The 22,423-nt window shown below is 35.9% G+C and carries 21 protein-coding genes and 2 tRNA genes; 11 read left to right on the top strand and 12 right to left on the bottom strand.

The window, feature by feature from the left end; translation table 11 throughout:
* Positions 1-63 precede the first annotated feature (63 nt).
* From plsX to ACFIKH_RS06060, 4 genes are all read left to right on the top strand, one after another.
* Positions 64-1,134 (top strand): phosphate acyltransferase PlsX, encoded by a 1,071-nt coding sequence (gene plsX, locus ACFIKH_RS06075; protein WP_375626475.1) that lies wholly within the window; start codon positions 64-66, stop codon positions 1,132-1,134.
* A gap of 49 nt (positions 1,135-1,183) precedes the next feature.
* Positions 1,184-2,158 (top strand): beta-ketoacyl-ACP synthase III, encoded by a 975-nt coding sequence (locus ACFIKH_RS06070; protein ID WP_375626477.1) that lies wholly within the window; start codon positions 1,184-1,186, stop codon positions 2,156-2,158.
* Between the two features lie 77 nt (positions 2,159-2,235).
* Positions 2,236-2,550: an integration host factor subunit alpha gene (locus ACFIKH_RS06065; protein ID WP_015856447.1), complete on the top strand. Its 315-nt coding sequence runs from the start codon at positions 2,236-2,238 to the stop codon at positions 2,548-2,550.
* 195 nt (positions 2,551-2,745) lie between these two features.
* Positions 2,746-3,249, top strand: coding sequence for a MerR family transcriptional regulator (locus ACFIKH_RS06060; RefSeq protein WP_375627360.1), 504 nt, complete (start codon positions 2,746-2,748; stop codon positions 3,247-3,249).
* Positions 3,250-4,372: 1,123 nt separating this feature from the next.
* On the opposite strand, the gene thrS is transcribed toward ACFIKH_RS06060, so the two are convergent.
* The 3 genes from thrS to ACFIKH_RS06045 form a co-directional block, all read right to left on the bottom strand.
* A complete protein-coding gene (gene thrS, locus ACFIKH_RS06055) occupies positions 4,373-6,349 on the bottom strand; it encodes a threonine--tRNA ligase (RefSeq protein ID WP_375671191.1) in 1,977 nt (658 codons plus the stop codon).
* A gap of 111 nt (positions 6,350-6,460) precedes the next feature.
* The gene (gene yidD / locus ACFIKH_RS06050; RefSeq protein WP_375627362.1) at positions 6,461-6,811 is read right to left on the bottom strand and encodes a membrane protein insertion efficiency factor YidD; all 351 of its coding nucleotides are present in this window, start codon (positions 6,809-6,811) and stop codon (positions 6,461-6,463) included.
* A complete protein-coding gene (locus ACFIKH_RS06045; protein ID WP_375671189.1) occupies positions 6,812-7,240 on the bottom strand; it encodes an iron-sulfur cluster assembly scaffold protein in 429 nt (142 codons plus the stop codon). It lies immediately after the preceding gene.
* Between the two features lie 125 nt (positions 7,241-7,365).
* Between ACFIKH_RS06045 and folE the strand changes: the two genes are divergently transcribed.
* The 4 genes from folE (at position 7,366) to ACFIKH_RS06025 (ending at position 10,216) form a co-directional block, all read left to right on the top strand.
* Entirely contained in the window at positions 7,366-7,986 is a 621-nt protein-coding gene (gene folE / locus ACFIKH_RS06040; protein WP_375620182.1) for a GTP cyclohydrolase I FolE, read from the top strand.
* Positions 7,987-8,125: 139 nt separating this feature from the next.
* A tRNA-Leu gene (locus ACFIKH_RS06035) sits at positions 8,126-8,210 on the top strand.
* A gap of 191 nt (positions 8,211-8,401) precedes the next feature.
* The gene (locus ACFIKH_RS06030) at positions 8,402-9,574 is read left to right on the top strand and encodes an alpha/beta hydrolase (RefSeq protein ID WP_375626487.1); all 1,173 of its coding nucleotides are present in this window, start codon (positions 8,402-8,404) and stop codon (positions 9,572-9,574) included.
* Between the two features lie 135 nt (positions 9,575-9,709).
* Positions 9,710-10,216: a hypothetical protein gene (locus ACFIKH_RS06025; protein ID WP_015856440.1), complete on the top strand. Its 507-nt coding sequence runs from the start codon at positions 9,710-9,712 to the stop codon at positions 10,214-10,216.
* A 461-nt stretch (positions 10,217-10,677) separates the two neighbouring features.
* Here the strand turns inward: ACFIKH_RS06025 and ACFIKH_RS06020 are convergent.
* The 4 genes from ACFIKH_RS06020 to ACFIKH_RS06005 all read right to left on the bottom strand — a co-directional run bounded on the left by ACFIKH_RS06020 (position 10,678) and on the right by ACFIKH_RS06005 (position 13,944).
* A tRNA-Thr gene (locus tag ACFIKH_RS06020) sits at positions 10,678-10,753 on the bottom strand.
* Between the two features lie 205 nt (positions 10,754-10,958).
* Entirely contained in the window at positions 10,959-12,317 is a 1,359-nt protein-coding gene (accC, locus tag ACFIKH_RS06015; protein ID WP_375625732.1) for an acetyl-CoA carboxylase biotin carboxylase subunit, read from the bottom strand.
* 14 nt (positions 12,318-12,331) lie between these two features.
* Positions 12,332-12,829: an acetyl-CoA carboxylase biotin carboxyl carrier protein gene (gene accB, locus ACFIKH_RS06010; RefSeq protein WP_273787930.1), complete on the bottom strand. Its 498-nt coding sequence runs from the start codon at positions 12,827-12,829 to the stop codon at positions 12,332-12,334.
* A gap of 242 nt (positions 12,830-13,071) precedes the next feature.
* Positions 13,072-13,944, bottom strand: a complete 873-nt coding sequence (locus ACFIKH_RS06005) for a DsbA family protein (RefSeq protein WP_375625734.1) — start codon at positions 13,942-13,944, stop codon at positions 13,072-13,074.
* A gap of 344 nt (positions 13,945-14,288) precedes the next feature.
* Here ACFIKH_RS06005 and glpD point away from each other — a divergent pair, with 344 nt between their 5' ends.
* The 3 genes from glpD (at position 14,289) to cobT (ending at position 18,872) form a co-directional block, all read left to right on the top strand.
* On the top strand, positions 14,289-15,809 hold the full coding sequence (gene glpD / locus ACFIKH_RS06000) for a glycerol-3-phosphate dehydrogenase (RefSeq protein ID WP_375625736.1): 1,521 nt from the start codon (positions 14,289-14,291) through the stop codon (positions 15,807-15,809).
* A gap of 703 nt (positions 15,810-16,512) precedes the next feature.
* Positions 16,513-17,493 (top strand): tRNA dihydrouridine(20/20a) synthase DusA, encoded by a 981-nt coding sequence (gene dusA, locus ACFIKH_RS05995; RefSeq protein WP_375671187.1) that lies wholly within the window; start codon positions 16,513-16,515, stop codon positions 17,491-17,493.
* A 392-nt stretch (positions 17,494-17,885) separates the two neighbouring features.
* On the top strand, positions 17,886-18,872 hold the full coding sequence (gene cobT, locus ACFIKH_RS05990) for a nicotinate-nucleotide--dimethylbenzimidazole phosphoribosyltransferase (protein ID WP_375670293.1): 987 nt from the start codon (positions 17,886-17,888) through the stop codon (positions 18,870-18,872).
* A 48-nt stretch (positions 18,873-18,920) separates the two neighbouring features.
* Here cobT and ACFIKH_RS05985 read toward each other — a convergent pair whose 3' ends face one another.
* The 5 genes from ACFIKH_RS05985 to ACFIKH_RS05965 form a co-directional block, all read right to left on the bottom strand.
* Entirely contained in the window at positions 18,921-19,412 is a 492-nt protein-coding gene (locus tag ACFIKH_RS05985; protein WP_273722692.1) for an Lrp/AsnC family transcriptional regulator, read from the bottom strand.
* A 21-nt stretch (positions 19,413-19,433) separates the two neighbouring features.
* Complete coding sequence (locus ACFIKH_RS05980; protein ID WP_375671185.1) at positions 19,434-20,063, bottom strand: uracil-DNA glycosylase family protein; 630 nt, start codon at positions 20,061-20,063, stop codon at positions 19,434-19,436.
* 27 nt (positions 20,064-20,090) lie between these two features.
* A complete protein-coding gene (locus ACFIKH_RS05975; RefSeq protein WP_375671183.1) occupies positions 20,091-20,648 on the bottom strand; it encodes a thermonuclease family protein in 558 nt (185 codons plus the stop codon).
* 330 nt (positions 20,649-20,978) lie between these two features.
* Complete coding sequence (gene rpmG / locus ACFIKH_RS05970; RefSeq protein ID WP_004864083.1) at positions 20,979-21,146, bottom strand: 50S ribosomal protein L33; 168 nt, start codon at positions 21,144-21,146, stop codon at positions 20,979-20,981.
* Positions 21,147-21,250: 104 nt separating this feature from the next.
* Positions 21,251-22,423 carry an MFS transporter gene (locus ACFIKH_RS05965; RefSeq protein ID WP_375627331.1) on the bottom strand — a complete coding sequence of 391 codons (1,173 nt, stop codon included), beginning with the start codon at positions 22,421-22,423 and terminating at the stop codon, positions 21,251-21,253.

The raw sequence follows: 22,423 nt of genomic DNA, 5'->3' as shown, positions 1-22,423 counted from the left end.
CAGGAGCCAAAAATCATAATATGTGTTTAAAGATGTAAATGAAAAGATGTGGGATATGCAAGCGTGATTAGAATTTCTGTGGATGTCATGGGCGGTGATTACGGTCCAGAAGCAGCTATTGCAGGAGCAGCAATTGTACAAAAATATTTATCAAATATTTATTTTCTGTTTTATGGAATAGAGGAGGACGTTCGTCCAGTTTTAAAAAAATACCCTTGTTTGGATTCTGTATCGCGCTTTTGCCCTACAGAAAGTTATACACGCATGGATGAAAAGCCAAGCCAAGCACTTCGTAATGGACGTGGTAAATCATCAATGTGGTACGCCATTGAAGCGGTAAAAAATGGTGAAGCTGATGCTTGCATTTCTGCTGGTAATACGGGTGCACTCATGGCCATGTCTTATTTTTGTTTGAAAATGCTCGCAGAGGCTGAACGTCCTGGTATTGCGGGTATCTGGCCAACACTTCGCAGTGAGAGTATCGTTTTGGATATTGGGGCAACAATTGGTGCCTCTGCTGGTCAGTTGGTTGATTTGGCGGTTATGGGAGCGGGTATGTTTCGCGCTTTATATCACACTGAAAGACCAAGTGTTGGGCTTTTAAATGTGGGGGTGGAAGAGGTTAAAGGACTTTATCAAATAAAAAAAGCAGGAATGATATTGCGTGAAGTGCAATTAGAAGGATTGGAATATAAAGGATTTGTTGAGGGCAATGACATTGGAAAAGGAACAGTCGATGTTGTTGTAACAGAGGGGTTTTCTGGTAATATTGCTTTAAAAACCGCAGAAGGAACCGCGCGACAGATAGGAGAGATTTTAAACTCCGCACTGCGCAGTTCTTTTTTAACATCTCTTGGCTATTTTTTATCGCGGGGTGCTTTTCGTACGCTGAAACACAAAATGGATCCCGATAGGGTGAATGGAGGAGTGCTTTTGGGGTTGAATGGTGTTGTGATCAAAAGCCATGGGAGTGCTAATGCTAACGGTTTTGCTTCTGCTATCCGCGTTGGTTATGAGATGGTTAATAATGGACTTTTGAAAAAAATAACAGCTGATTTGCGACGGTTTCATGAGAATAAAGAAACACTTTTTGATCAAGAAGGTGAAGAGACAGTGAATGGAGAGTCCTTATGATAAGCTCTTATAATAGAAATGAAAAATTTGAAGAAAAGGTAAGAGCTTAATGATTCGGTCAATTATACGTGGTGTAGGAAGTGCTTTGCCGAAGAAAAGTTTATCAAATGATGAGATTGCAAAGTTTGTTGAAACGTCAGATTCATGGATTGTTCAGCGTACAGGAATACGCCAACGTTATATTGCCAGTGAAAATGAAACAACTGTTTCTTTAGGAGTTGAGGCTGCGCAAGCAGCACTTACAAATGCTGGTTTAACAATAAAAGACATTGATTGTATTATTTTAGCAACGTCCACCCCGAATCGTACTTTTCCTGCTTCTGCTGTTGAAATTCAGCGTGCTTTGGGAATGAGCCATGGATTTGCTTTTGATATTCAAGCTGTTTGCTCTGGTTTTATTTTTGCTTTAACAACAGGAGATTCTTATTTACGGTGTGGAGCGGCTAAAAGAATTTTAGTTATTGGATCCGATACATTTTCTCGAATTTTAGATTGGGAAGATCGTACGACATGTGTTTTGTTTGGTGATGGTGCGGGTGCTGCTATTTTGGAAGCACAGGAAATTGAGGGGGGTATTGCTTTTGAGCGTGGTATATTGTCTGCGAAATTGCGCTCTAATGGTGCTTATATAGATAAGCTATATGTTGATGGTGGACCTTCAACAACACAAACGACAGGCTATTTGCGTATGGAAGGACGAGAAGTTTTTAAATATGCTGTTGGTATGATAACGGATGTGGTTGATGATTGTTTTGCAGCTGCAGGTATGGATTCTTCACAACTAGATTGGTTTGTACCTCATCAGGCTAATAAGCGCATTATTGAAGCATCTGCTAAAAAACTGGGAATTTCACTAGATAAAGTTGTGATTACCGTTGATCAACATGGTAATACGTCTGCGGCATCAGTTCCGTTGGCTTTAACAACAGCTGTTTGCGATGGAAAAATAAAAGAAGGAGATCTTATCATGTTAGAGGCCATGGGAGGTGGATTTACATGGGGAGCAATTCTTATTCGTTGGTAAATTATGGCTACTTGACCATATTTCAAGAAAACGTATAAGTCATTTTGTAATTTTTAATATTTTAATAGGTGGTTATAATGACAAGTAAGACAGTAACGCGTGCAGATTTAGCGAGCGTAGTTTGTAAAAGAGTGGGCTTGTCACATACTGAATCAGCAGCTTTAGTCGAATTGGTTTTGGATGAGATTTGCAACTCACTTGTAAGAGGTGAAGCGGTTAAATTATCCTCTTTTGCAACTTTTCAGGTTCGCAGTAAAAATGAACGTGTTGGACGTAATCCAAAAACAGGTGTTGAAGCACCTATTCCGCCGCGACGTGTTGTAACGTTTAAGGCTGCCAATGTCCTTAAACAGAGAATTTTAGATTCGCATCGTGCAAGACAGAAAAAATGATATCTCATAAATGAATGCCATGGTATGTTTGGTATTTGTTAAAAAAACGATAAAATAAAGGTCTTTGTTTTTTAGAAAAAGACAGTTGTGTAAGTCGTCAATGATGGTCTTATTTTTGACTAATCTTGTTGAGAAATTGAGACGGAATGAGTCATTGTAAAGTAATTTATTTTGTTTTAAATAAGGTGTTGCAAAATGGATAAAAGCTCTGATGCTTTTCGCACAATTAGCGAAGTAGCCGAGTTATTGGAGCTTCCGCAGCATGTGTTAAGATTCTGGGAAACACGTTTTAGGCAGATTAAACCAATGAAACGTGGGGGAGGAAGGCGCTATTATCGTCCGGTCGATGTTGATTTGCTCAATGGTATTAAGCAGTTATTATATGATCAGGGTTATACGATAAAAGGTGTGCAACGCCTTTTGAAAGAAAATGGTGTTGCTTTTGTGACTGCATTGGGTAATGGTGATCTTGATGCTATGAATGTGGTCATAGAGAAGAAACATGCAGGACAAACTTCTGAAAATGCTAGCAATAAGCCTAAAAAATCTTCTTTTGGGCTTTTGAATTTCATGAGGAATGAAGGAGAAACATCTGTTGGTTCTGTGAATCTTTACAAAGATAAAACTGATAAAGCATTGTTGCAAGAAATCCTATTTGAACTCATTGAATGTAAGCGTGTTCTTGATAGAGCTCGATAGCAATAATGTTTTTTGTTTTATATGTGTTGCTTTTTTAGCAAAATATGTGTTTTGAAATTGTTTTACAAATCAATATCTTGCGTCTAGCATAGCAATGTGTTTCGTAGATATTTAGATGTTTTATGGGTGTGCCCAGAGTTTTATACGTTTAACGAGTAGTAATGTATCGTATGTGTATATTTAACGAGTTTTTTATAAGAGTTTTTAATTTGGTAAAATATGAAGAGGGGAAAGAATAGGCGCTGAGTTTTGCCATTTTTCTCTGATTTGACTTTATGAAAGCTAATGCAATATCTCATCAGTGTAGATTGCAGGATGTAGAATGCCATTGATTCACCAATTCATCTGCTTGTTTTAAAGAGATGTTTCTTAAGGCTTCTTAAGCTTATTTCACCATGATTTCTCGTGAATGATATAATGGTAAACCCGTTGAGTACTGTTATTTTTACATTTATGAAGGAGCAAGTCGGCATCAGCATTATAGTTTAGCCTACCCTCAATGATTGCAACAATCCTTAGCACTTTAGGCGGTTCATTGTGGGCATTTTAAAAGTCCTTTCTCAATAATTTTTAACCACACACTCATTCCGCTTGTCTCGTGCCAAAAAATAATTTTGATAGATTCAACATAAATATATCTAAAATGAGACAATCCTATGATATTCGAAACCTTATTTAATATGAATAAAGATATATTATCATTATAAATCAATATCTTGTCTTTTTATAAGAGCTTATCTTACGAATAAGACATATCATTGTTCAGCTAATTTTACATATTTTTTATTAATAAATATAATCTTGTTTTCAGCCTTCTTGCTTGATGTTGCTATAATTATCGTAATGATCTATCCATAATAATAGCACCATCTTTTCATTATAAAGGTAAAAGATTAATGTTATTATTAATATTCAATTGTCTATGATTTTTGCATTAAAAAAGCTCATAGCTTACATTGATTTTTTTCATCAATCTACCTTGTAGAGAGTGATCACGTGATTCTTTCTGGTTATAGGTAACTGTGCATGAAACCAAAACACACTATAATATCAAACCCTCTCATTTTGTACAAAATTTGAAGATTTATAGTAAAAAATTAACGTATTACCACCTTCTGCGATGTTATGCATTTATTACACGTTGCAAATCCGGAGGTGTTGCCTCATTTGAGAGTTGTTTAATCACATCTTCTACAGATAAAAGGGTTTTATTCGTACTTCCTAAACGGCGCATATTTACGCTGTTTGTTTCAGCTTCACGTTTACCACATACCAAAATTACGGGGACTTTTTGTAAAGAATGTTCTCGTATTTTATAGTTAATTTTTTCATTGCGGAGATCTGTTGTTGCGGAAAGTCCAATAGCTCTAAGTTTTGCTGTTATTTTTTGGGCATATTCATTTGCTTCGGACGTAATTGTTGCAACAACAACTTGTTCAGGAGCAAGCCAAAGTGGCATATGTCCAGCAAAATTTTCGATTAATATACCAAGAAAACGCTCCATTGATCCAAAGATAGCACGGTGGATCATAACAGGTTGACGTTTTTCTGAATCTTTATCAATATAGAATGCACCAAAACGTTCGGGGAGATTAAAGTCTATTTGTGTTGTTCCACATTGCCATTCACGACCGATAGCATCCTTTAATGTATATTCAAATTTTGGACCATAAAATGCTCCTTCACCTGGAAGGATGCTTGTTTTGATTTGTCCTGCAAATTTTGTTTCAATCGTTTTAAGGACAGATTCCATGATACTTTCTGCATGATCCCATAATGCATCAGACCCAACTCGTTTTTCTGGACGTGTTGAAAGCTTAAGACTAATTTCTTTAAAACCAAAATCAGCATAAGTTGATAAAATAAGATCATTAATACTGAGACATTCATCGGCTAATTGTTCATCAGTACAAAAAATATGTGCATCATCTTGCGTAAAACCACGCACACGCATAAGACCATGTAAAGAGCCCGAAGGCTCATAACGATGAACAAGTCCAAATTCAGCAAGTCTAATAGGCAAATCACGATAAGATTTTAAACCATGTTTAAAAATTTGCACATGACCAGGGCAATTCATTGGTTTAAGGGCATAAATATTCCCACGATCTGAATCTTCCGCTGCTGGAATTACTTTGAACATATTCTCCTTATACCAGCCCCAATGGCCAGATATTTCCCAGAGTGACCTATCGAGAACTTGTGGTGCATTAACTTCAGCGTATTGATGATCATCAAGGCGTCTACGCATATAGTTGATCAAATTTTGGAACATTTTCCAACCTTTTTTGTGCCAAAAAATCATTCCTGGCCCTTCTTCTTGAAAATGAAATAAGTCCATTTCACGTCCCAAGCGGCGATGATCACGTTTTTCAGCTTCTTCTAGCATATGGAGGTAGGCTTTTAAGTCATTTTCATTTGCAAATGCTGTTCCATAAATTCTTGTGAGCATTGGATTATTGGCATCGCCACGCCAATAAGCTCCTGCGACTTTCATTAATTTGAAAGCATTCCCAATTTGCCCTGTAGATTGCATGTGCGGTCCGCGGCAAAGATCAAACCATTTTCCTTGATAATAAATTTTTAAATCTTGATTTTCAGGAATGCTATCAATAAGTTCAACTTTATAAAATTCCTTTTTCTCAGAAAAAATTTTTCTCGCTTTTTCACGAGACCAAATTTCTTTTCTGAAAGGTTTATTGCGTTGGATAATTTCACGCATTTTCTTTTCAATGACGGTGAGATCATCTAATGTAAAAGGTTGTTGGCGTGCAAAATCATAATAGAATCCATTCTCAATGACAGGACCTATTGTTACTTGCGTTTCAGGAAAGAGTTCTTGCACTGCTTCAGCAAGGACATGGGCGCAGTCATGCCTTATGAGTTCAAGAGCGCGTGAATCTTCTCGGGTAATAATCTCTACTTGACCAGATTGTTCCAATGAATCCGATAAGTCTCGCGTGATACCATCAAGCCTATAGGCGACAGCTTTTTTTGCGAGTGATTTAGAAATGGATTCTGCTAATTCCAAACCAGTCATTTCGGAGGGGTAATTACGTTTTGAACCATCAGGAAAAGAAAGAGAAACAGAGCAAGACATAAAAACACCCTTTTAATCCAATTCCGCTAACGATTGCGGATGGTTTCGTGAAAATTGAGTAAAAAGCTTATAGACTGATTTTTTATCAATACATACGAAAAAAGAAAAGGATTATTTGTTGTGTTTGTCAGAAATTTTCCAGTAACGCCAAGGTTTATAAAAACAGCAAGAATTTCCAAGAGAAATAGGTACTGGGTCAAAGCCATCTGTTCCAAAGGGCCCACAACGTATGATACGAAAGAGTCCCATCCATGCACCAGCCCAAAGCCCATGGCGTGCAATCGCTTCATATGTATATTCTGAACAAGTCGGGGCATGGCGACATTGATTGCCTATAAGATTTGAAAGTGTTATTTGATAGAAACGTATTAAGAAAATACCCAATAATCGTCCAGGTGTTTTTTGCCAATTGCCTGTGTAATTTCGAGTCAATTTTTTTTGTCGAGATTGTGATTTGAACATTTATTTTTCTTCAATTTTTTGAATGCAGTCTATCGTTGCATCAAAGGGTAGTAGTGTTGCTGCATGGCGCATTTTATAATCTTTAATGGGCTGTAAGCAAGAAAAATCCTTAAATGCAGCTTGAGGAGAAGGACCATTTTGCGTTAGCATTTGATAAATAACTTCACGCAATATTTTAAGATCTTGTGTTGTTTGTCCGATGATATGAGATGCTAAAAGTGAAGCCGATGCTTGCCCTAGCACACATGCGTGTATTTCATGGGCAAAATCCGTAATAATACCATTTTCCACTTTTAAATCTACAGTGATTGTCGAACCACAAAGGTGTGCATGTTTTTTTGATGTTGCATCAGGATTATTAAGACGCCCAATTTTTCCTATATGTGCAGCATATTTAAGTATTTTATCATTATAGATATTATCAATCATGCGCTATTGCCTGAAATTTTGAGAGTCGTGATTGTTTAAACTTTTAATTCGCTTATATAGAGATTATACAAAATGAAATAGGTATGGAGCAAATGCTTTGTATAGAGTAAGCTTGGAGTTTTTGAATGCGTAATGTTGTTAAAGAAGACGCGAAGGATTCTTTTTTATCTGAAGAAAAGCGTCCGAGTATTGAAGAGGTGGAAGAAGCGATTCGTACATTACTCTTATGGATAGGGGAAAATCCAAATAGAGAAGGGCTTTTAGATACTCCAAGACGTATAGCCAAGGCATATCGCGAGCTTTTTAGTGGTTATAGTCAATCGGTTAAAGAAACCTTAGGTACAGTTTTTGAAGAGGTTTCAGGATATAATGAAGCCGTAATCGTAAAAAATATACCTTTTTATTCACACTGTGAGCATCATATGATCCCAATTATTGGGAAAGCACATATAGCATATCTTCCTAATGAAAAAATTGTTGGCCTTTCAAAAATTGTGCGTGTTGTAGATATTTTTTCTCGTCGTTTACAAACACAAGAAGCTATGACAGCGCAAGTGGCTCACGCGTTAAAAACGTATCTGAAGCCTCATGGTGTAGCAGTATTGATTGAGGCGGAGCACATGTGTATGGCTATGAGAGGAATCCAAAAACAGGGCTCTACAACAATTACAAAAAACTTTCATGGTTATTATGAAAAAGATCAAGCTGCACAAGCACACTTTATGATGATGATTCAAAGATCGTAGTAAAGTCGATATTTTTAGTAATCTCTATTAAGTTATAAATCGTCCGGATAAAAATAAATTATGAGAAAGAGAAAATTGGCTTGTACCTTTCTTTATGATTTGTTAAAGGCTAAAAACCAGAATGTTTTTCTTCCCACGTGCGGTCGTGGCGGAATTGGTAGACGCGCAGCGTTGAGGTCGCTGTGGGGCAACCCGTGGAAGTTCGAGTCTTCTCGACCGCACCAGTTAGCGGTGAGTCCCTGTAATGAGATGAAGTTATGTAGAGAGAGGGGATTTATGCGCATTATAGAAAAATCTTTTTTGTATGTTATTTGTTGATGTGTTGCTAATAATGTTTCATTTTTTATTACTTTATCTGTGCATTTGAAATGTTATATTTTTATAGGGTGGGGGTAAAGTTGCAGTGAGAAGTATAATGATTTTGAGATATTTAACACTTCTTATTTGTATTTCTTTATTGTCAGCATGTAGTGATTCACGCGCTGTGCTTTGGCATGGAGTGCATGCAACTCCTTCTATGACTGCAGTAGAAAGAGAAGTTGAAGAGAACCCGGTTTCTCCAAAAGCCATCATTCCAGTGTATGTTGCAACAAGTCGTATGATGCAAAATAATTACGCTCAACCTTATGGTGCAGAGCGATCAAATAAAGTACATTACAATCGCGTTGACGTAGGAATTCCTCAGCAACATACAAAGGGAGTTGTTGAAATAAATGCCTATAAACCTACGCATGATAAGTATTTTGCAGCAGTAGCATTGCAAAAATACGATAATAAAGAACAGTTTAAACAGCAATTAAATGCTGCTTTAGAAAAAAAGCCAAAAGGAAAAAGAGAAATTTTTCTTTTTATCCATGGGTATAATAATAATTTTGCAGATGGTACATTTCGTACAGCACAGTTTACACACGATTATTCTTTAAATGTTGTCGCTGTGCATTATTCTTGGCCTTCTGCCGGATCTGTTCCTCTTTATATTTATGATCGTGACAGTGCTAATTTTGCCCGTGATGGATTGATAGAGCTTTTAACACTTATTAGTGAAACCAATGCTGATCAGATTTCGGTTATTGCGCATTCTATGGGCAATTTTGTTATAATGGAAGCATTTAGAACTTTAGCCTTACAGAAAAAATATAAGCCTATTCGTCGTATTACAAGTTTATTAATGGCGGCACCAGACATTGATGTTGATGTATTTGAGCGCCAACTTAATGATATAAAAAAACTCCCGCAGCCAACAGCTATTTTAGTATCTAGAGCGGATAAAGCTCTCGCGGTTTCAGGACGTCTTACGGGTGGACATCATCGTGTGGGCGATGGCTCAGATATTGAAATGTTGCGTAAAAATGGAATAGCTGTTCTTGATTTCTCTCATGTGGATGGGGGAGCACACAATGTCTTTGCATCTTCACCAACGTTGATGGCTCTTTCTCGAGAAGGTTCTTTGGCTTCCACAATTATGCAAGGTACAGAATTGTCACCTAGTCAAGCTCTTCTTGCTGATGGTAGTAGTGTGTTGGAGAAAACAACACATCTTATCCTTTATACACCTGTACGTTTTCTCTCTCCACGGATTCCACGTTGATAGTGAAAAGAGAGAAGGGGACATCGAATAATGCATTGGAGGTAATATTTTTTAGCACTTTCTTTAGAATGGCTTTGTAAAATGGAAAATAAATAGCGGGATGAATGTAAAAAACAGTCATTAGGTGAGTTTGTGATGATTGCACGGAAACGCTATGTTAATACGCCTACAGTTGTTGATTATTTATCTCATTCCGCAATTAAGTTGTTAGATATTCATGCTATGCTTGTGAAGGTGAGAAAAGGTGATATGGGGGAAAAACCAAATTTATTGCGTCAAATTGATTCTACAAAAAAACAGTTAGATGAGATAAGCCATGCTCTTATTTTAGAATATCGTAAACGCCAAGAAAATGAGCGTTTTTTAAAACAAATTCTGCTATCCATTTCCGATCAACTTTTTGCACTTAACAATGGTTTTAAGGAAACAGGACGTCTTTTTTTTCAAGAAGTTAGAATACTTCAATCTCAGATGCAATGTTTATATGAGGGAAAGGAGAGGCTGCATTTGTTGAATAGCCAAGAATCTTTTTGTTCTCCTTCAAAGATTGATGAAGTCATTAAACAGTTACAAAAAGCACGAGAAAAGCTTATTCTTGAAAGCCCACATCTCTTTGAAAAAAGCACAAAAGCTAAACAATAAAGTTCTTTTAGTTGAGCAGACAGATAATTTGAGTTTTACAGCAAAAAACGCTGTTAAATAGAAGGCTATAATCTTTTAAAAGAAAAAAATTGCTTTAATAAATGAAACGCATGTATTTTATAATCATACTCCTTATCCGATTAAAGCTTTAAAAGACTTTAAGGCTGATGCATTAGGTGGTTTTATTGAAGAAAATGTTTGTGGTAAGAACTTTACAAAAAACTTTCTGATTCTTAATAATGGCTCACCGGATAATTTTGCCAATGTTACGGAGTTGTTAGTATATTCATTAGAAACTTAAACTCTAACATATTTTCTTAATAGGAATTAGTTGAATTTAAAGCATTAAAAAAGAAGTTTGATAAAATAATACGTTTTATAAATTCACGTTTAGCTCTACCTTCTCCTGAATTTAAAAAGGATCGGAAAATGAATAAGCTACACGTAATTAAAAAATCATATGGTGCCCCCAGAGAGACTCGAACTCCCGACCCCCTGATTACAAATCAGGTGCTCTACCAACTGAGCTATAAGGGCGTAACCACGTAGGAGTTAGCACAAACTCACAAAAAGGAAAACAGAAAATTATCAAATTTTGTACATATTAAAAGAAAACTATATAACAAATAAAAAAATAACCAACTTATTTCCTCTTTTACCACTTTTTACAGCAAGATTGGAATTATCCTTATGTTGATATCTTATAGACTCTTTTATAAGATATCAACATTTTGCTATCGAATTACGAATCTGAAGACTTTGATTGATGAGAAAGGTATTTTTCTAGCCAGTGAATATTATAATTACCATCAGCAACATCTTGATTATTAATAAGATCGCGAAAAAGAGGTAGTGTAGTTTTTATTCCATCCACGACAAATTCATCTAAAGCACGCCGTAAACGCATCATACATTCTAAACGGGTACGCCCATGAACAATCAGTTTTCCAATCATACTATCATAATAAGGAGGGATACGGTAACCTGAATAAGCACCTGAATCAACACGAATCCCTAAACCTCCAGGTGTATGAAAATGTGTAATGGTTCCAGGTGATGGCGTAAAGTTAATAGGATCTTCTGCATTAATACGGCATTCAATGGCATGACCAGAAAAACAGACATCATCTTGTGTCACTGAAAGCTTGCAGCCTGATGCAATATGGATTTGTTCATGGACTAAATCTATACCTGTAATTGCTTCAGTTACAGGATGTTCGACTTGTAAACGCGTATTCATTTCGATAAAATAAAATTCGCCATTTTCATAAAGAAATTCAATAGTACCAGCTCCACGATATCCAAGTTGGGCACAGGCATTTGCAACAATACTACCAATTTTTTTTCGTTCAGTTTCACTAAGTGCAGGTGATGTAGCTTCTTCCCATACTTTTTGATGCCGTCGTTGCAGTGAACAATCGCGTTCTCCTAAATGAATAGCATTTCCCGCACCATCACCTATGACTTGAATTTCGATATGACGGGGTTTTTCTAAATATTTCTCTATGTAAACAGCGTCATCACCAAAAGCAGCTTTCGCTTCTGAACGCGTTGTTTTGAGAGCTATAGAAAATTCTTGTTCAGAATGAACGACTTTCATACCACGTCCGCCACCACCGGCAGAAGCTTTGATAATAACGGGATAACCAATTTCACGAGCGGTGCGTAAAGCATCAGATTCTTCAGTGACTGCTCCATCTGAACCGGGAACTACAGGAATACCAAGTTTTTTGGCGGTTTTCTTTGCTTCGATTTTATCGCCCATGATTCGGATATGAGTAGCTGTTGGACCGATGAATGTAATATCATGGGCTTCTAGAACATCTGCAAATTTTGCATTTTCAGAAAGAAAGCCATAACCTGGATGAACAGCATCAGCTCCTGTAATTTCACAAGCAGCAATAATTTGCTGAATACTCAAATAAGAATCGCGAGCGGGAGGAGGGCCAATACAAACACTTTCGTCAGCAAGACGAACATGCATTGCATCTGCATCAGCGGTAGAGTGAACAGCCACGGTTTTTATGCCAAGTTCTTTACATGCACGTAAAACGCGAAGAGCAATTTCTCCCCGATTAGCAATGAGGATTTTTCGAATCATGGTTGCCCCTCGCTTTATTCAACAATAATAAGTGGTTCACCAAATTCAACAGGTTGGCCATCTTTGACAAGAACAGTGGTTACCGTGCCTGAGCGTGGTGATGAAATTTGATTCATTGTTTTCATGGCTTCAATAATAAGTAATGTCTCTCCTTCAGAAACATTTTGTCCTACTTCTACAAAAGGTTGTGCACCTGGTGAAGGTGCAAGATAAGCTGTTCCAACCATCGGAGAGGTTATTGTGTTTTTTGATTTATCTTCTTGGATAGATTGTATAGGAGATTCAGTTGTTGGGACTGGAGAAGATGTTACAGAAAAAGTAGGAGTAGAAACAGGAGCATAGATTGCTTGCTCAGAAGAAGTTAAGGTATTTTGGCGTGAGACACAAATACGAAGCTCCCCTTGTTCAACTTCAATGTTCGTTAAATTGGTATCATTCAAAATTTCAGCAAGATCACGAATAATTTTCGTATCAATTGCGGTTTTTGCCGAATCCATTTTTTTTGTTGCCATTTTATTTCTAACTCCTTGATCAATGAAGATCGTCATTATCTCATTTTATGACCGAATATCTCTAGATTAGGGATGACATCTTTTGAGGCTTTAAAGATTTTTATTTCCTTTAAATCATTATACTTTGCAATTTAAAACTCGTATCTGCTTTACGCAAAATTGCACTTATAAGCCTGTTATCAAAAAAGAGAAAGCATAAAATTACCTCACTTATAGTATTCTTCCTAAAACTAATTAGGTATTCACCGTGTATTGTCTATCGCTTGTTTTAGAGTATCTTGTCTGGCTGCGCCAATGAATATTTTATTACCAATGATGTAAGAAGGTGTTCCCGTAATATGAAGTTTAGAGGCAATTTGGATATTTTCTTTAAAAGCGTTTTGTAGAGTGGGATCTTTTATTGCATTATGTAGTTTTTTTTCATCTGCTCCTAATGAAACAGCTATTTTAATAGCTTTAGCTTCATTTGCGCGACCCTGATACATTAAAAGCGTTTTGTGAAACTGAGGATATTTCTCTGGAAATTGTTTTCGAAATGCGTAGGCAACAGTATGGGCTGCCATAGAATCAGAGCTTAAAATTGGTAAATCCTTAATAATAACCTTTAAATCTGGATATTCTTTTATCAAGTCTTCTATATGTGAATAGGAACTTTTACAATACCCACAGTTGTAATCAAAAAAATTGACAAGCACTTTTTTACCATTTGGGTTTCCCAAAATGGCGTCATGAGGAGAATGAAAAATTTCTTTTTCTAATAAATGGATGACAGAAGTTTGTATTTTGTTTTCGTATTCATTCTGTTTTTCCAGCTTATCTTGAAGAATAAGCTGCATTTCAATCAGAATTTCTGGATGAGTAAGAAGGTACTCTCTGACAATTTGTTGAATATGATGAGAATCAGTATGTGGTATCATTTTTTCTTTAAGCTTAGATAAAAAGCTAGAATCTTCCAAAAGTTGTGTTTTAAGCTTTTCTAAGCTTAAATGATTTGCTGTTTTTGAGTGTGATGTTGCGTTTGATAAAGAAGGTAAAAAGATTAAAATACTCGACATAACTGGGACTAAAATTTTTGAAAGAGGTGTTATTTTCGAATTTTGAGAGTGATGAGTCATCTGTGTACCTTCACATTTCCTAGTGTGTCATTGAGTGAACTATATGAAAAGCGTTATCTATGTGCAATAAAGCATTTAGCTATAGTGTGTATTTAAGAGTGAGAAAAAACATCAATTTTTCTCTAAAAAGACTTCATATGATGAACCTTGGCTTGGCAAGGATATTTTTTGTAAAAGATAAAAAAATTCTCTTTAATTTGTCAAATGTTGTTTTGATGTATAAGGGTATCAAAAGCTTTTTGTGCGTGTTTATTTTAGGAAAAAGTACGTTGATAATACAATGAAGAACCCTTGTATTATTTTTTCCTATTGCTTTATTGAGTACTGAGAAACAAACTTAAATAATGAAAAGTGAAATTATGAAAACCACAACACATTATGAACTGTTTATCATTGGGGGAGGGATAAACGGGTGTGGATTGGCAAGGGATGCAGCAGGACGCGGATTTAAAGTGGGATTGGCTGAAATGAACGATCTTGCATCTGGGACCTCAAGTGCGTCAACAAAGCTTATTCATGGCGGGCTTCGTTATCTTGAACATTATGAGTTCAAGCTTGTTCGTGAAGCATTGAAAGAACGCGAGATCATTTTACGTATGGCTCCACATATTGTGCGTCCTTTGCGTTTTCTTCTTCCTTATCATAAAGAATTGCGCCCTGCTTGGATGTTGCGTTTTGGACTTTTTATTTATGATTATTTAGGGAATTGGAATCAGAAATTATGGCGCAGTAAAACAATTAATTTTTCAAAAAAATTTCGCTCTACACTGAAGAAAGAATATCAGAGAGGTTTTGAATATTCTGATGCAAGAGTAGATGATGCGCGTTTAGTTATTGGCAATGCTCGTGATGCAGAAAAATGGGGCGCTGATATAAAAGTACGAACAGAAGTTCTCTCTTTAAAAAAAGAAGACAATAAATGGCGTATCGTTCTTCAAGACAAGTTAAGTAGCAAAAAATATAGTGTCACAGCTTCTTATGTCGCGAATATGACAGGACCTTGGATTGATCATGTTTTGGCAAGCATATTAGACTATAATGAACATCCACCAGTACGACTTGTTAGAGGTTCTCATATTTTGGTTCCCAAGCTTTATACTCATGATCGTGCTTATATTTTTCAAAATGGTGATGGGCGTATTATATTTGCTATTCCGTATCAAGAAGAATTTACCTTGCTTGGAACAACAGATTGTAATTATCAAGGAGATCCGGCTGACGTTCATATTACTGATACAGAAATTGATTACATTTGTGCAGCAGCTAGTGAATATTTCATACAACCAGTATTGCCTGAAACAATAGTCTGGTCTTACTCTGGAGTTCGTCCACTCTATGATGATGGAGCTTCAAAAGCACAAGAAATTACGCGCGATTATGTTTTAAAAGAAATGGGAACAGGAACAACACCAAAGATTCTTAATCTTTATGGTGGAAAGATTACAACTTATCGTAAGTTGGCTGAAGATGCGATGAAATTTGTTGAAAAAGCGCTTGGTAAAAAGGGAGCATCATGGACGGCTAAGACAGTACTTCCAGGGGGCGATTTTCCCTATAATCAATTAGATATAATCGAAAATAAGATTGCTCTTTTGATGCCAGATTTAGATGCTTTTACACATCGCAGACTTGCACGCTCCTATGGTACGGAAGCATTAGTGATATTTGCACATGGTAAGGAAAATAGAGGAAAAAATTTTGGACATGGGCTTTATGAAGTAGAAGTAAAATGGTTGATGGAAAAAGAATGGGCTAAAGTATGTGAAGATGTGTTATGGCGTCGTTCAAAACTTGGTCTCCTATTTAATGAGCAAGAGGTTGATACTCTTTCTTCCTATATGCAAAGCCAACAAGAGACTGAATAACCTTTATGATCATTTCATTTTACAGATTTTATCTGCAATATTGTAAAATATTTTCTTCAAGAAATACTGGTGTCAGTCATACATTTTAAAAAGACAATGATTGTCTATACCCTAATTTTAGTTTTTTTTGCAAGAATCATAAAATGGCAAATTAGATAGAATATTTAGGATAAAATTTATCTATCTTATAAAGTGAAATCCAAGAATGTTACCAAGAATTACTCATTGAGAAAAAATGATTTATAATTATATGCGTGTAAAATAAGGATTTTTGTTCTTTCTTGAGGAGAAGATAAAAGCATCTTCTGTAGCGTTTATTTGCACAATAATTTAAAAAAATCTAAAGAAAATTAAATCTATTATGAAAAATTGTACAATGTTTTAGTTTATCGTTTATTATCTTAAACGCTGTGCTAAATCATGTAAGGATAGAGGCTTGATGAGCGTAAGAAGAACTTGTAAATGAGTTTTTTATATTATAGTGAAAATTTTTTTCATGTTTATATACCTAAACAGTAATCTGTGAGAAATGCCATATTGTGTTTTATCATGATTGATTGTAGTAAACCTTTATAACAATTGAAGATAATGGGCTGTTATTATACTCATGATAGTATAAGAGAATAAAATTTTCCGTAAACTAAAAGTAAGTATTTTTCTATGTATAAAGAGAGAGCTATAGGGATATGAGAGTAATACCCTCATGACATTTTACAACCTTCCATCGCCTGTAAAATTTGCAGTAGCACCAATGTTGGACTGGACAGACCGACATTGCAGGTTTTTTTATCGTCTTTTAACGAAAAAAGCACTCCTTTATACGGAAATGATGGTAGCAGATGCTGTCATTCATGGTGTTCGCGAACAATTGTTGGCTTTTAGCGATAAAGAATGTCCAGTTGCATTACAATTAGGGGGGGCGGATCCAAAAAAGTTAGCAGAAGCTGCAAGAATTGCTGAAGATTTTGGCTACAACGAAATAAATCTCAATGTCGGTTGTCCATCAAATCGTGTTCAAGCAGGTGTCTTTGGGGCTTGTTTGATGCTACATCCAGACATTGTGGCAAATGCCGTGGAAGCGATGAAACGAGAAGTTACTATACCAGTAACTGTCAAATGTCGGATTGGAGTGGACGAACAAGATGAAGAGTTGGCGTTAGATCTTTTGGCTAATCAGGTTTGGAATGCTGGATGTGATGCGCTCTGGATACATGCACGCAAGGCATGGCTGCAAGGATTGAGTCCGAAAGAAAATCGCAATATTCCGCCCCTTAATTATGAAAGGGTTTATAGATTAAAACGTAAATATCCTCATAAATTCATTGGGATAAATGGTGGAATTAAATCGATTGATGAGATCAAAGAACACTTAACTTTTTGTGATGCTGTCATGCTTGGTCGTCAAGTTTACCATGATCCAGCTTTGTTAAAACATATTGATTTTGAACTCTATGATAAGGCGCAAAATAATCTGAGTGAGAGTGATCTTATTGAGGTTATGTGTGATTATGCTGCTCGACATATTGCATCGGGGGGGCGGCTTTCTCATGTGACTCGTCACATGATTGGTTTATTTCATGGGCGGGGTGGGGCACGTCGATGGAGGCAAATATTATCAAATGACGCGACAAAACCAAATGCAGGTATATGTATTTTAAAAGAAGCTTTTTGTGCTCTCATTTAATAACAGCCTGACAATTAACATATGTTAAAGTTGAGATCCTTTGTGTTTTGATTTCTTTATGATCATTTTGATCCTTTTGATTTTATAAGTTTTTGAAAGTTTGCAACTTTTGTTATAGAAGGAATGTTAGAATTTATATATTAAACAACATGTTAATTGCTCCTATTTAATAGAGAAATAGATTAAGAGCATACTGTAAAAATAGTAATAACATATTGATAATATTTTAAATCTTTCATGTTTGCTATTTGATTAGAAAATAGAATATAGAAATCATTGCTTTCATAATATTTAATGTTTTTAAAGCACTGTTTAAAAAAACAATAAATTATTCATATCCTGTATATATGACGTGATTTTCATAAACATTGTAGATTTTAAAAGGTATCCTTATGACCGCTAGTCCATTTGATGATTTTCGTGCTTTGCTTACAAATTTACCTGTTGCTGATGAGTTTTCTATAATTTTGGCAAAAAAACGGCAAAAAAACTTAATAAAAGAGCAAGGAACATTGGGAAAACTAGGGGATATTGCTGTTTGGTATGCGGGATGGAGGGGGACAGAAAAACCTATCGTAACGCGACCTTTAGTCGCTATTTTTTCTGGAAACCATGGTATAGTAGAAGAAAATGTTACACCATTTCCACAATCTATGACACAAAAGATGGTGCAAAATTTTGCATCGGGTGGAGCTGCTATCAATCAAATTTGTATTGCTTATGATCTTGGATTAAAAATTTTTGATTTAGCATTGGAATATCCAACAATGAATATTACGAAGGATGCCGCAATGGATGAGCGGAGTGCGGCTGCTACAATGGCATTTGGAATGGAATCCATTGCGGGTGGAACAGATCTTTTATGTATTGGAGAAATGGGCATTGGAAACACAACAATAGCTTCAGCTTTATGCTTAGCATTGTTTGGAGGAGAAGTGGAAGAATGGACAGGAAATGGTATGGAATTAGACGATGATTTTTATCAACGTAAAATTTCAGCGGTTAAGACAGCCATTTCTTTACATAAGGATTATTTTAATGATCCTTTTGAGATAATGCGTCGCTTAGGAGGACGTGAAATTGCTGCCATGGTTGGTGCTATTTTAGCAGCAAGAATAGAAAAAATACCCGTTATTTTAGATGGTTTTGTGGCAACAGCAGCTGCAGCGGTCCTTTATAAAATGCATCCAAAAGCTCTTGATCATACCCTTGTTGGACATGTTTCTTCTGAGAAAGCTCATCGTAAACTTTTAAACAAAATTGGCAAAGAACCACTTCTGGATTTGGGGATGCGTCTTGGTGAAGGGACAGGAGCAGCTATAGCAGCTGGTATTGTCAAAGCTGCTGTTTTAACACATGCACAAATGATGATTTTTTAACAAAAAAGTTTGAATGCCTAAAAGATAATGAGATGATATAAAAAACTCTTAAGGATTTTGTTCATGCGTTTTGTCGTGTAATTTAATATAATTAAGTGGAAGTTCCGTTGTATATTTAATCTGTTCCATTGCGAAAGAAGATGAGACATCACGGATGTCAATTTTAGAAATTAATTTTTTATAAAAAAGATCATAAGCTTCAATGTTGGGCACAACAACACGCAACAAATAGTCAATATCTCCACTCATTCGATAAAATTCAATGACTTCACGGAATTCTTGCACAATTTTTGAAAAACGCTTAAACCATTCATGACTATGTGTGTTTGTGCGAATAGACACAAAAACAGTGACGTGCGCATTTACTTTTTCTGGAGAAAGAACGGCAACACGACGCTGAATGACGCCATCTTCTTCAAGCTTTTGAATTCTACGCCAACAAGGAGTGGTCGAAAGTCCTACTTTTTTAGCAATATCAGCAACAGAAAGTGTCGCATTTTCTTGCAAAAGATGTAAAATTTTTCGGTCAAGACGATCCATATTTTTTCTCAATATTTTAATTTATAAAAATTTACGCACTAAACGACGCAGATATACAATAAGCTCATCGTTAAACCATGGATTTTTCTGTAACCAAAAAGTATTTCGCCATGATGGATGAGGCAAAGGCATAACATTATAGCCTTGAGGTTGGGGAATGGAAAGAATATTTCTCCAATCACTAACGGTTGCTGAAACAGTTTTATGTTTTAATTCCGTAATATGCCATTTTTGCGCATAACTGCCAATAGCAAGAACAAGCTTTATTTGAGGCATCGCTTGAAATGTCTTTTCATGCCATATTTCTCGACATTCACGTCTCGGTGGTAAATCAGCTTTATTTTTGTCATAACCTGGAAAACAAAATCCCATAGGAACAATAGCAAAAAGAGATCTGTTATAAAATTCTTCTTTCGTTACCCCCAGCCAATCACGCAGCCTTTCGCCAGAGCGATCATTAAAAGGGATAGAAGTTTCATGGACACGCAATCCTGGTGCTTGTCCTGCAATTGCAATCGAAGCCGTATCGGATAAATAAACGACGGGATTTGGTTCGTGAGGAAGAGGAGGAAAATAATGTGGCTGTTGGATACAAACACGACAGGAATAGATTTTTTTTTCAAGTTTAATAATCTGATTACATCGTTTCATTGGTCAATGAAATTAAAAAATATTTTTTTATTCAGTGCGAGGATTTGCTTTGCGCCATTCTCGCGGTCGTTGAAAACTTGATGCCCATATTCCTTTCTTTTTCCTTCTAGCTTCTTGTTCTTCTTTGGGATATTCATAATAACTTACAGCCCAACCATTATGTACAAGCGTCGCGTTGATATTGCTAACTTGTTTTGTTTTACATGTTGCAAGGATACGACGGTATTGGTCTGTTTTATGCCAGAGACATGTAACAGTTTGATTTTCTATTAGTTTTTCTAAATATTTTTTTGCCTCAAGCCCACAAGGGTAGCGTTTCTCCTTTTTTCCACAAAATTGGTGGAGTTCAGGAGCATCAATTCCAGCAAGTCGAATCCTAATTGAAGAAATCATGATAGAATCACCATCAATGATTAGTGCATTTCCTTTAACAGAGTTTTGAGAAAAAAAATTTTCTTTTTGAGGCAACTGCTGGTTCTGCTTAAAATAAATTGACATAACGATAAGAAAGCTAGCAGCGACAAAAATACTGAAACCGGTAATTTTTTTTAAACTTCTTAGATTAAAATGAGAATTTTTTTTCATGAAACCAAGAAACTGCTAACATTATTATAACGCACTCTATTTTAGTATTGCTTATAATTCGTCCAAAATTCCATTTATATGACGAAACAATGTCTCGTTTTAATGAAAAAATCTCGTTAGATAGCACAATAATCAATACTCATGTAGAATATATGTAAGCAACTTAAATAATAAATCAACTTATCCAAATTCGTACAAAACATACAAATTTTAAAGTAAACTTTTTAAACTTAAGGGAACAAAAAACACCCCTCAAAAAATAACGTTGAAGAGCAATATCCCCACATTCCTTTTGGAGTATAAAATCTATCAATTCAATGATAAGTCTATTTATTTAATTTTTGTTTCTTTAAATTCAACGTGCTTTTTTACAACTGGATCATATTTACGCTTGCTCATTTTATCTGTCATTGTACGGCTGTTTTTCTTTGTTACATAGAAAAAACCGGTATCTGCAGTTGATAAAAGCTTGATCTTAATGGTTGCTGCTTTAGCCATAATGTAAGAACCCTACTTATACTGAAAAAATATTATCTTGCTATCAAAACCTATTTTTGATGTCATCAGATTTTCCAGCAACACTACGGATGTTCTCAAAAAAGTCAAGAGCTGATTAATTTTCTTATAAGTTGGACAAACACCAAAGTGACATATAAACTAAAAAAAACAGCTATAGCTATTGAAAAACCGAAAGGATTAAAGATATCCATGGATTTTCCGATAACGGTCGGCCCGATAAGCATACCAATTCCATAGCAAAAAATAAAAGCAGAATTAGCAGCAGCAAGTTCTTGTCCCTTGAGACGTGCCCCTAGATGTGCAAGACCGATTGTATAAAGGCTCGCTGATACACCACCAAGAAGGAACAGATCAAGCATTAGAATCCATGGATATTGAATGATCCATGGTACCATGAAAGTTCCCACAAAACCTAAGATAGCGCAACTTATCAGCGGATAGCGTCGATCTTTGGCATAATCGCTTATAATGCTAATAGGAATTAAGAGGAAAACATTTCCGAGCGCAAGGGCTGCCATAAAGTGTGCTGCTTCATTCTCATTATAACCAATGGATAAACTAAAGGGCGTAATAAGAGTTAATGCGCCCATTTGAATAGCACCGTAAACAAGTACTGCCATCATAGCGCTTGGAACGTGAAAAAGATAACGAAAAAATGGTGTATATTGGCTTTTTTGAAATTCTGGACTTAATTTCCAAGCGGCAAGAATTGGGATAGCAGCTAATATAATAAGACTATAACCAACAGCAAAAGGAATAAATCCTTGTGTTCCCACTTTTGCTAATAGCGTTGGACCTATCGCAAACCCTAATCCTAGGACAATAGCATAAATGGAAAGAACCAAACCACGTCTTTTAGGGGGAGCATAACTGTTGATCCAAAACTCTGACAGGATAAACATAACCGTCATAGTAAAATGTAATATAAACCTTAAAATGAACCAAACCCATATGGATTCGAAAAAATAGAATCCTAAAAAACTTAACGATCCTATGGCCATCATAAATAATATCGTTTTAGAAATGCCTAAGCATAGGGCGATTCGAGAAGTAAAAATAGCTGCAACAATTGTGGCAAATCCACCAACAGTTCCACTATAGCCGATCATACTATTGGAAATACCTTTCTCTGCCATAAGAAGAGAGACAAGTTGTGTTCCTATTCCCAATGCTGTTCCAACGGTGCCAATAGTTACAATAGCTGCAATAATTGCACGCAAAGAATTGTTTTGAGAGTTAAAAGCTTTTTTTTTCAT

The sequence above is a fragment of the Bartonella sp. SD1336NMGDW genome, from assembly GCF_042193565.1.
GTDB classification, from domain to species: Bacteria; Pseudomonadota; Alphaproteobacteria; order Rhizobiales; family Rhizobiaceae; genus Bartonella; species Bartonella grahamii.
The sequence above is the reverse complement of the archived record's forward strand: the minus strand, read 5'-3'. Positions and strand labels throughout refer to the sequence as shown.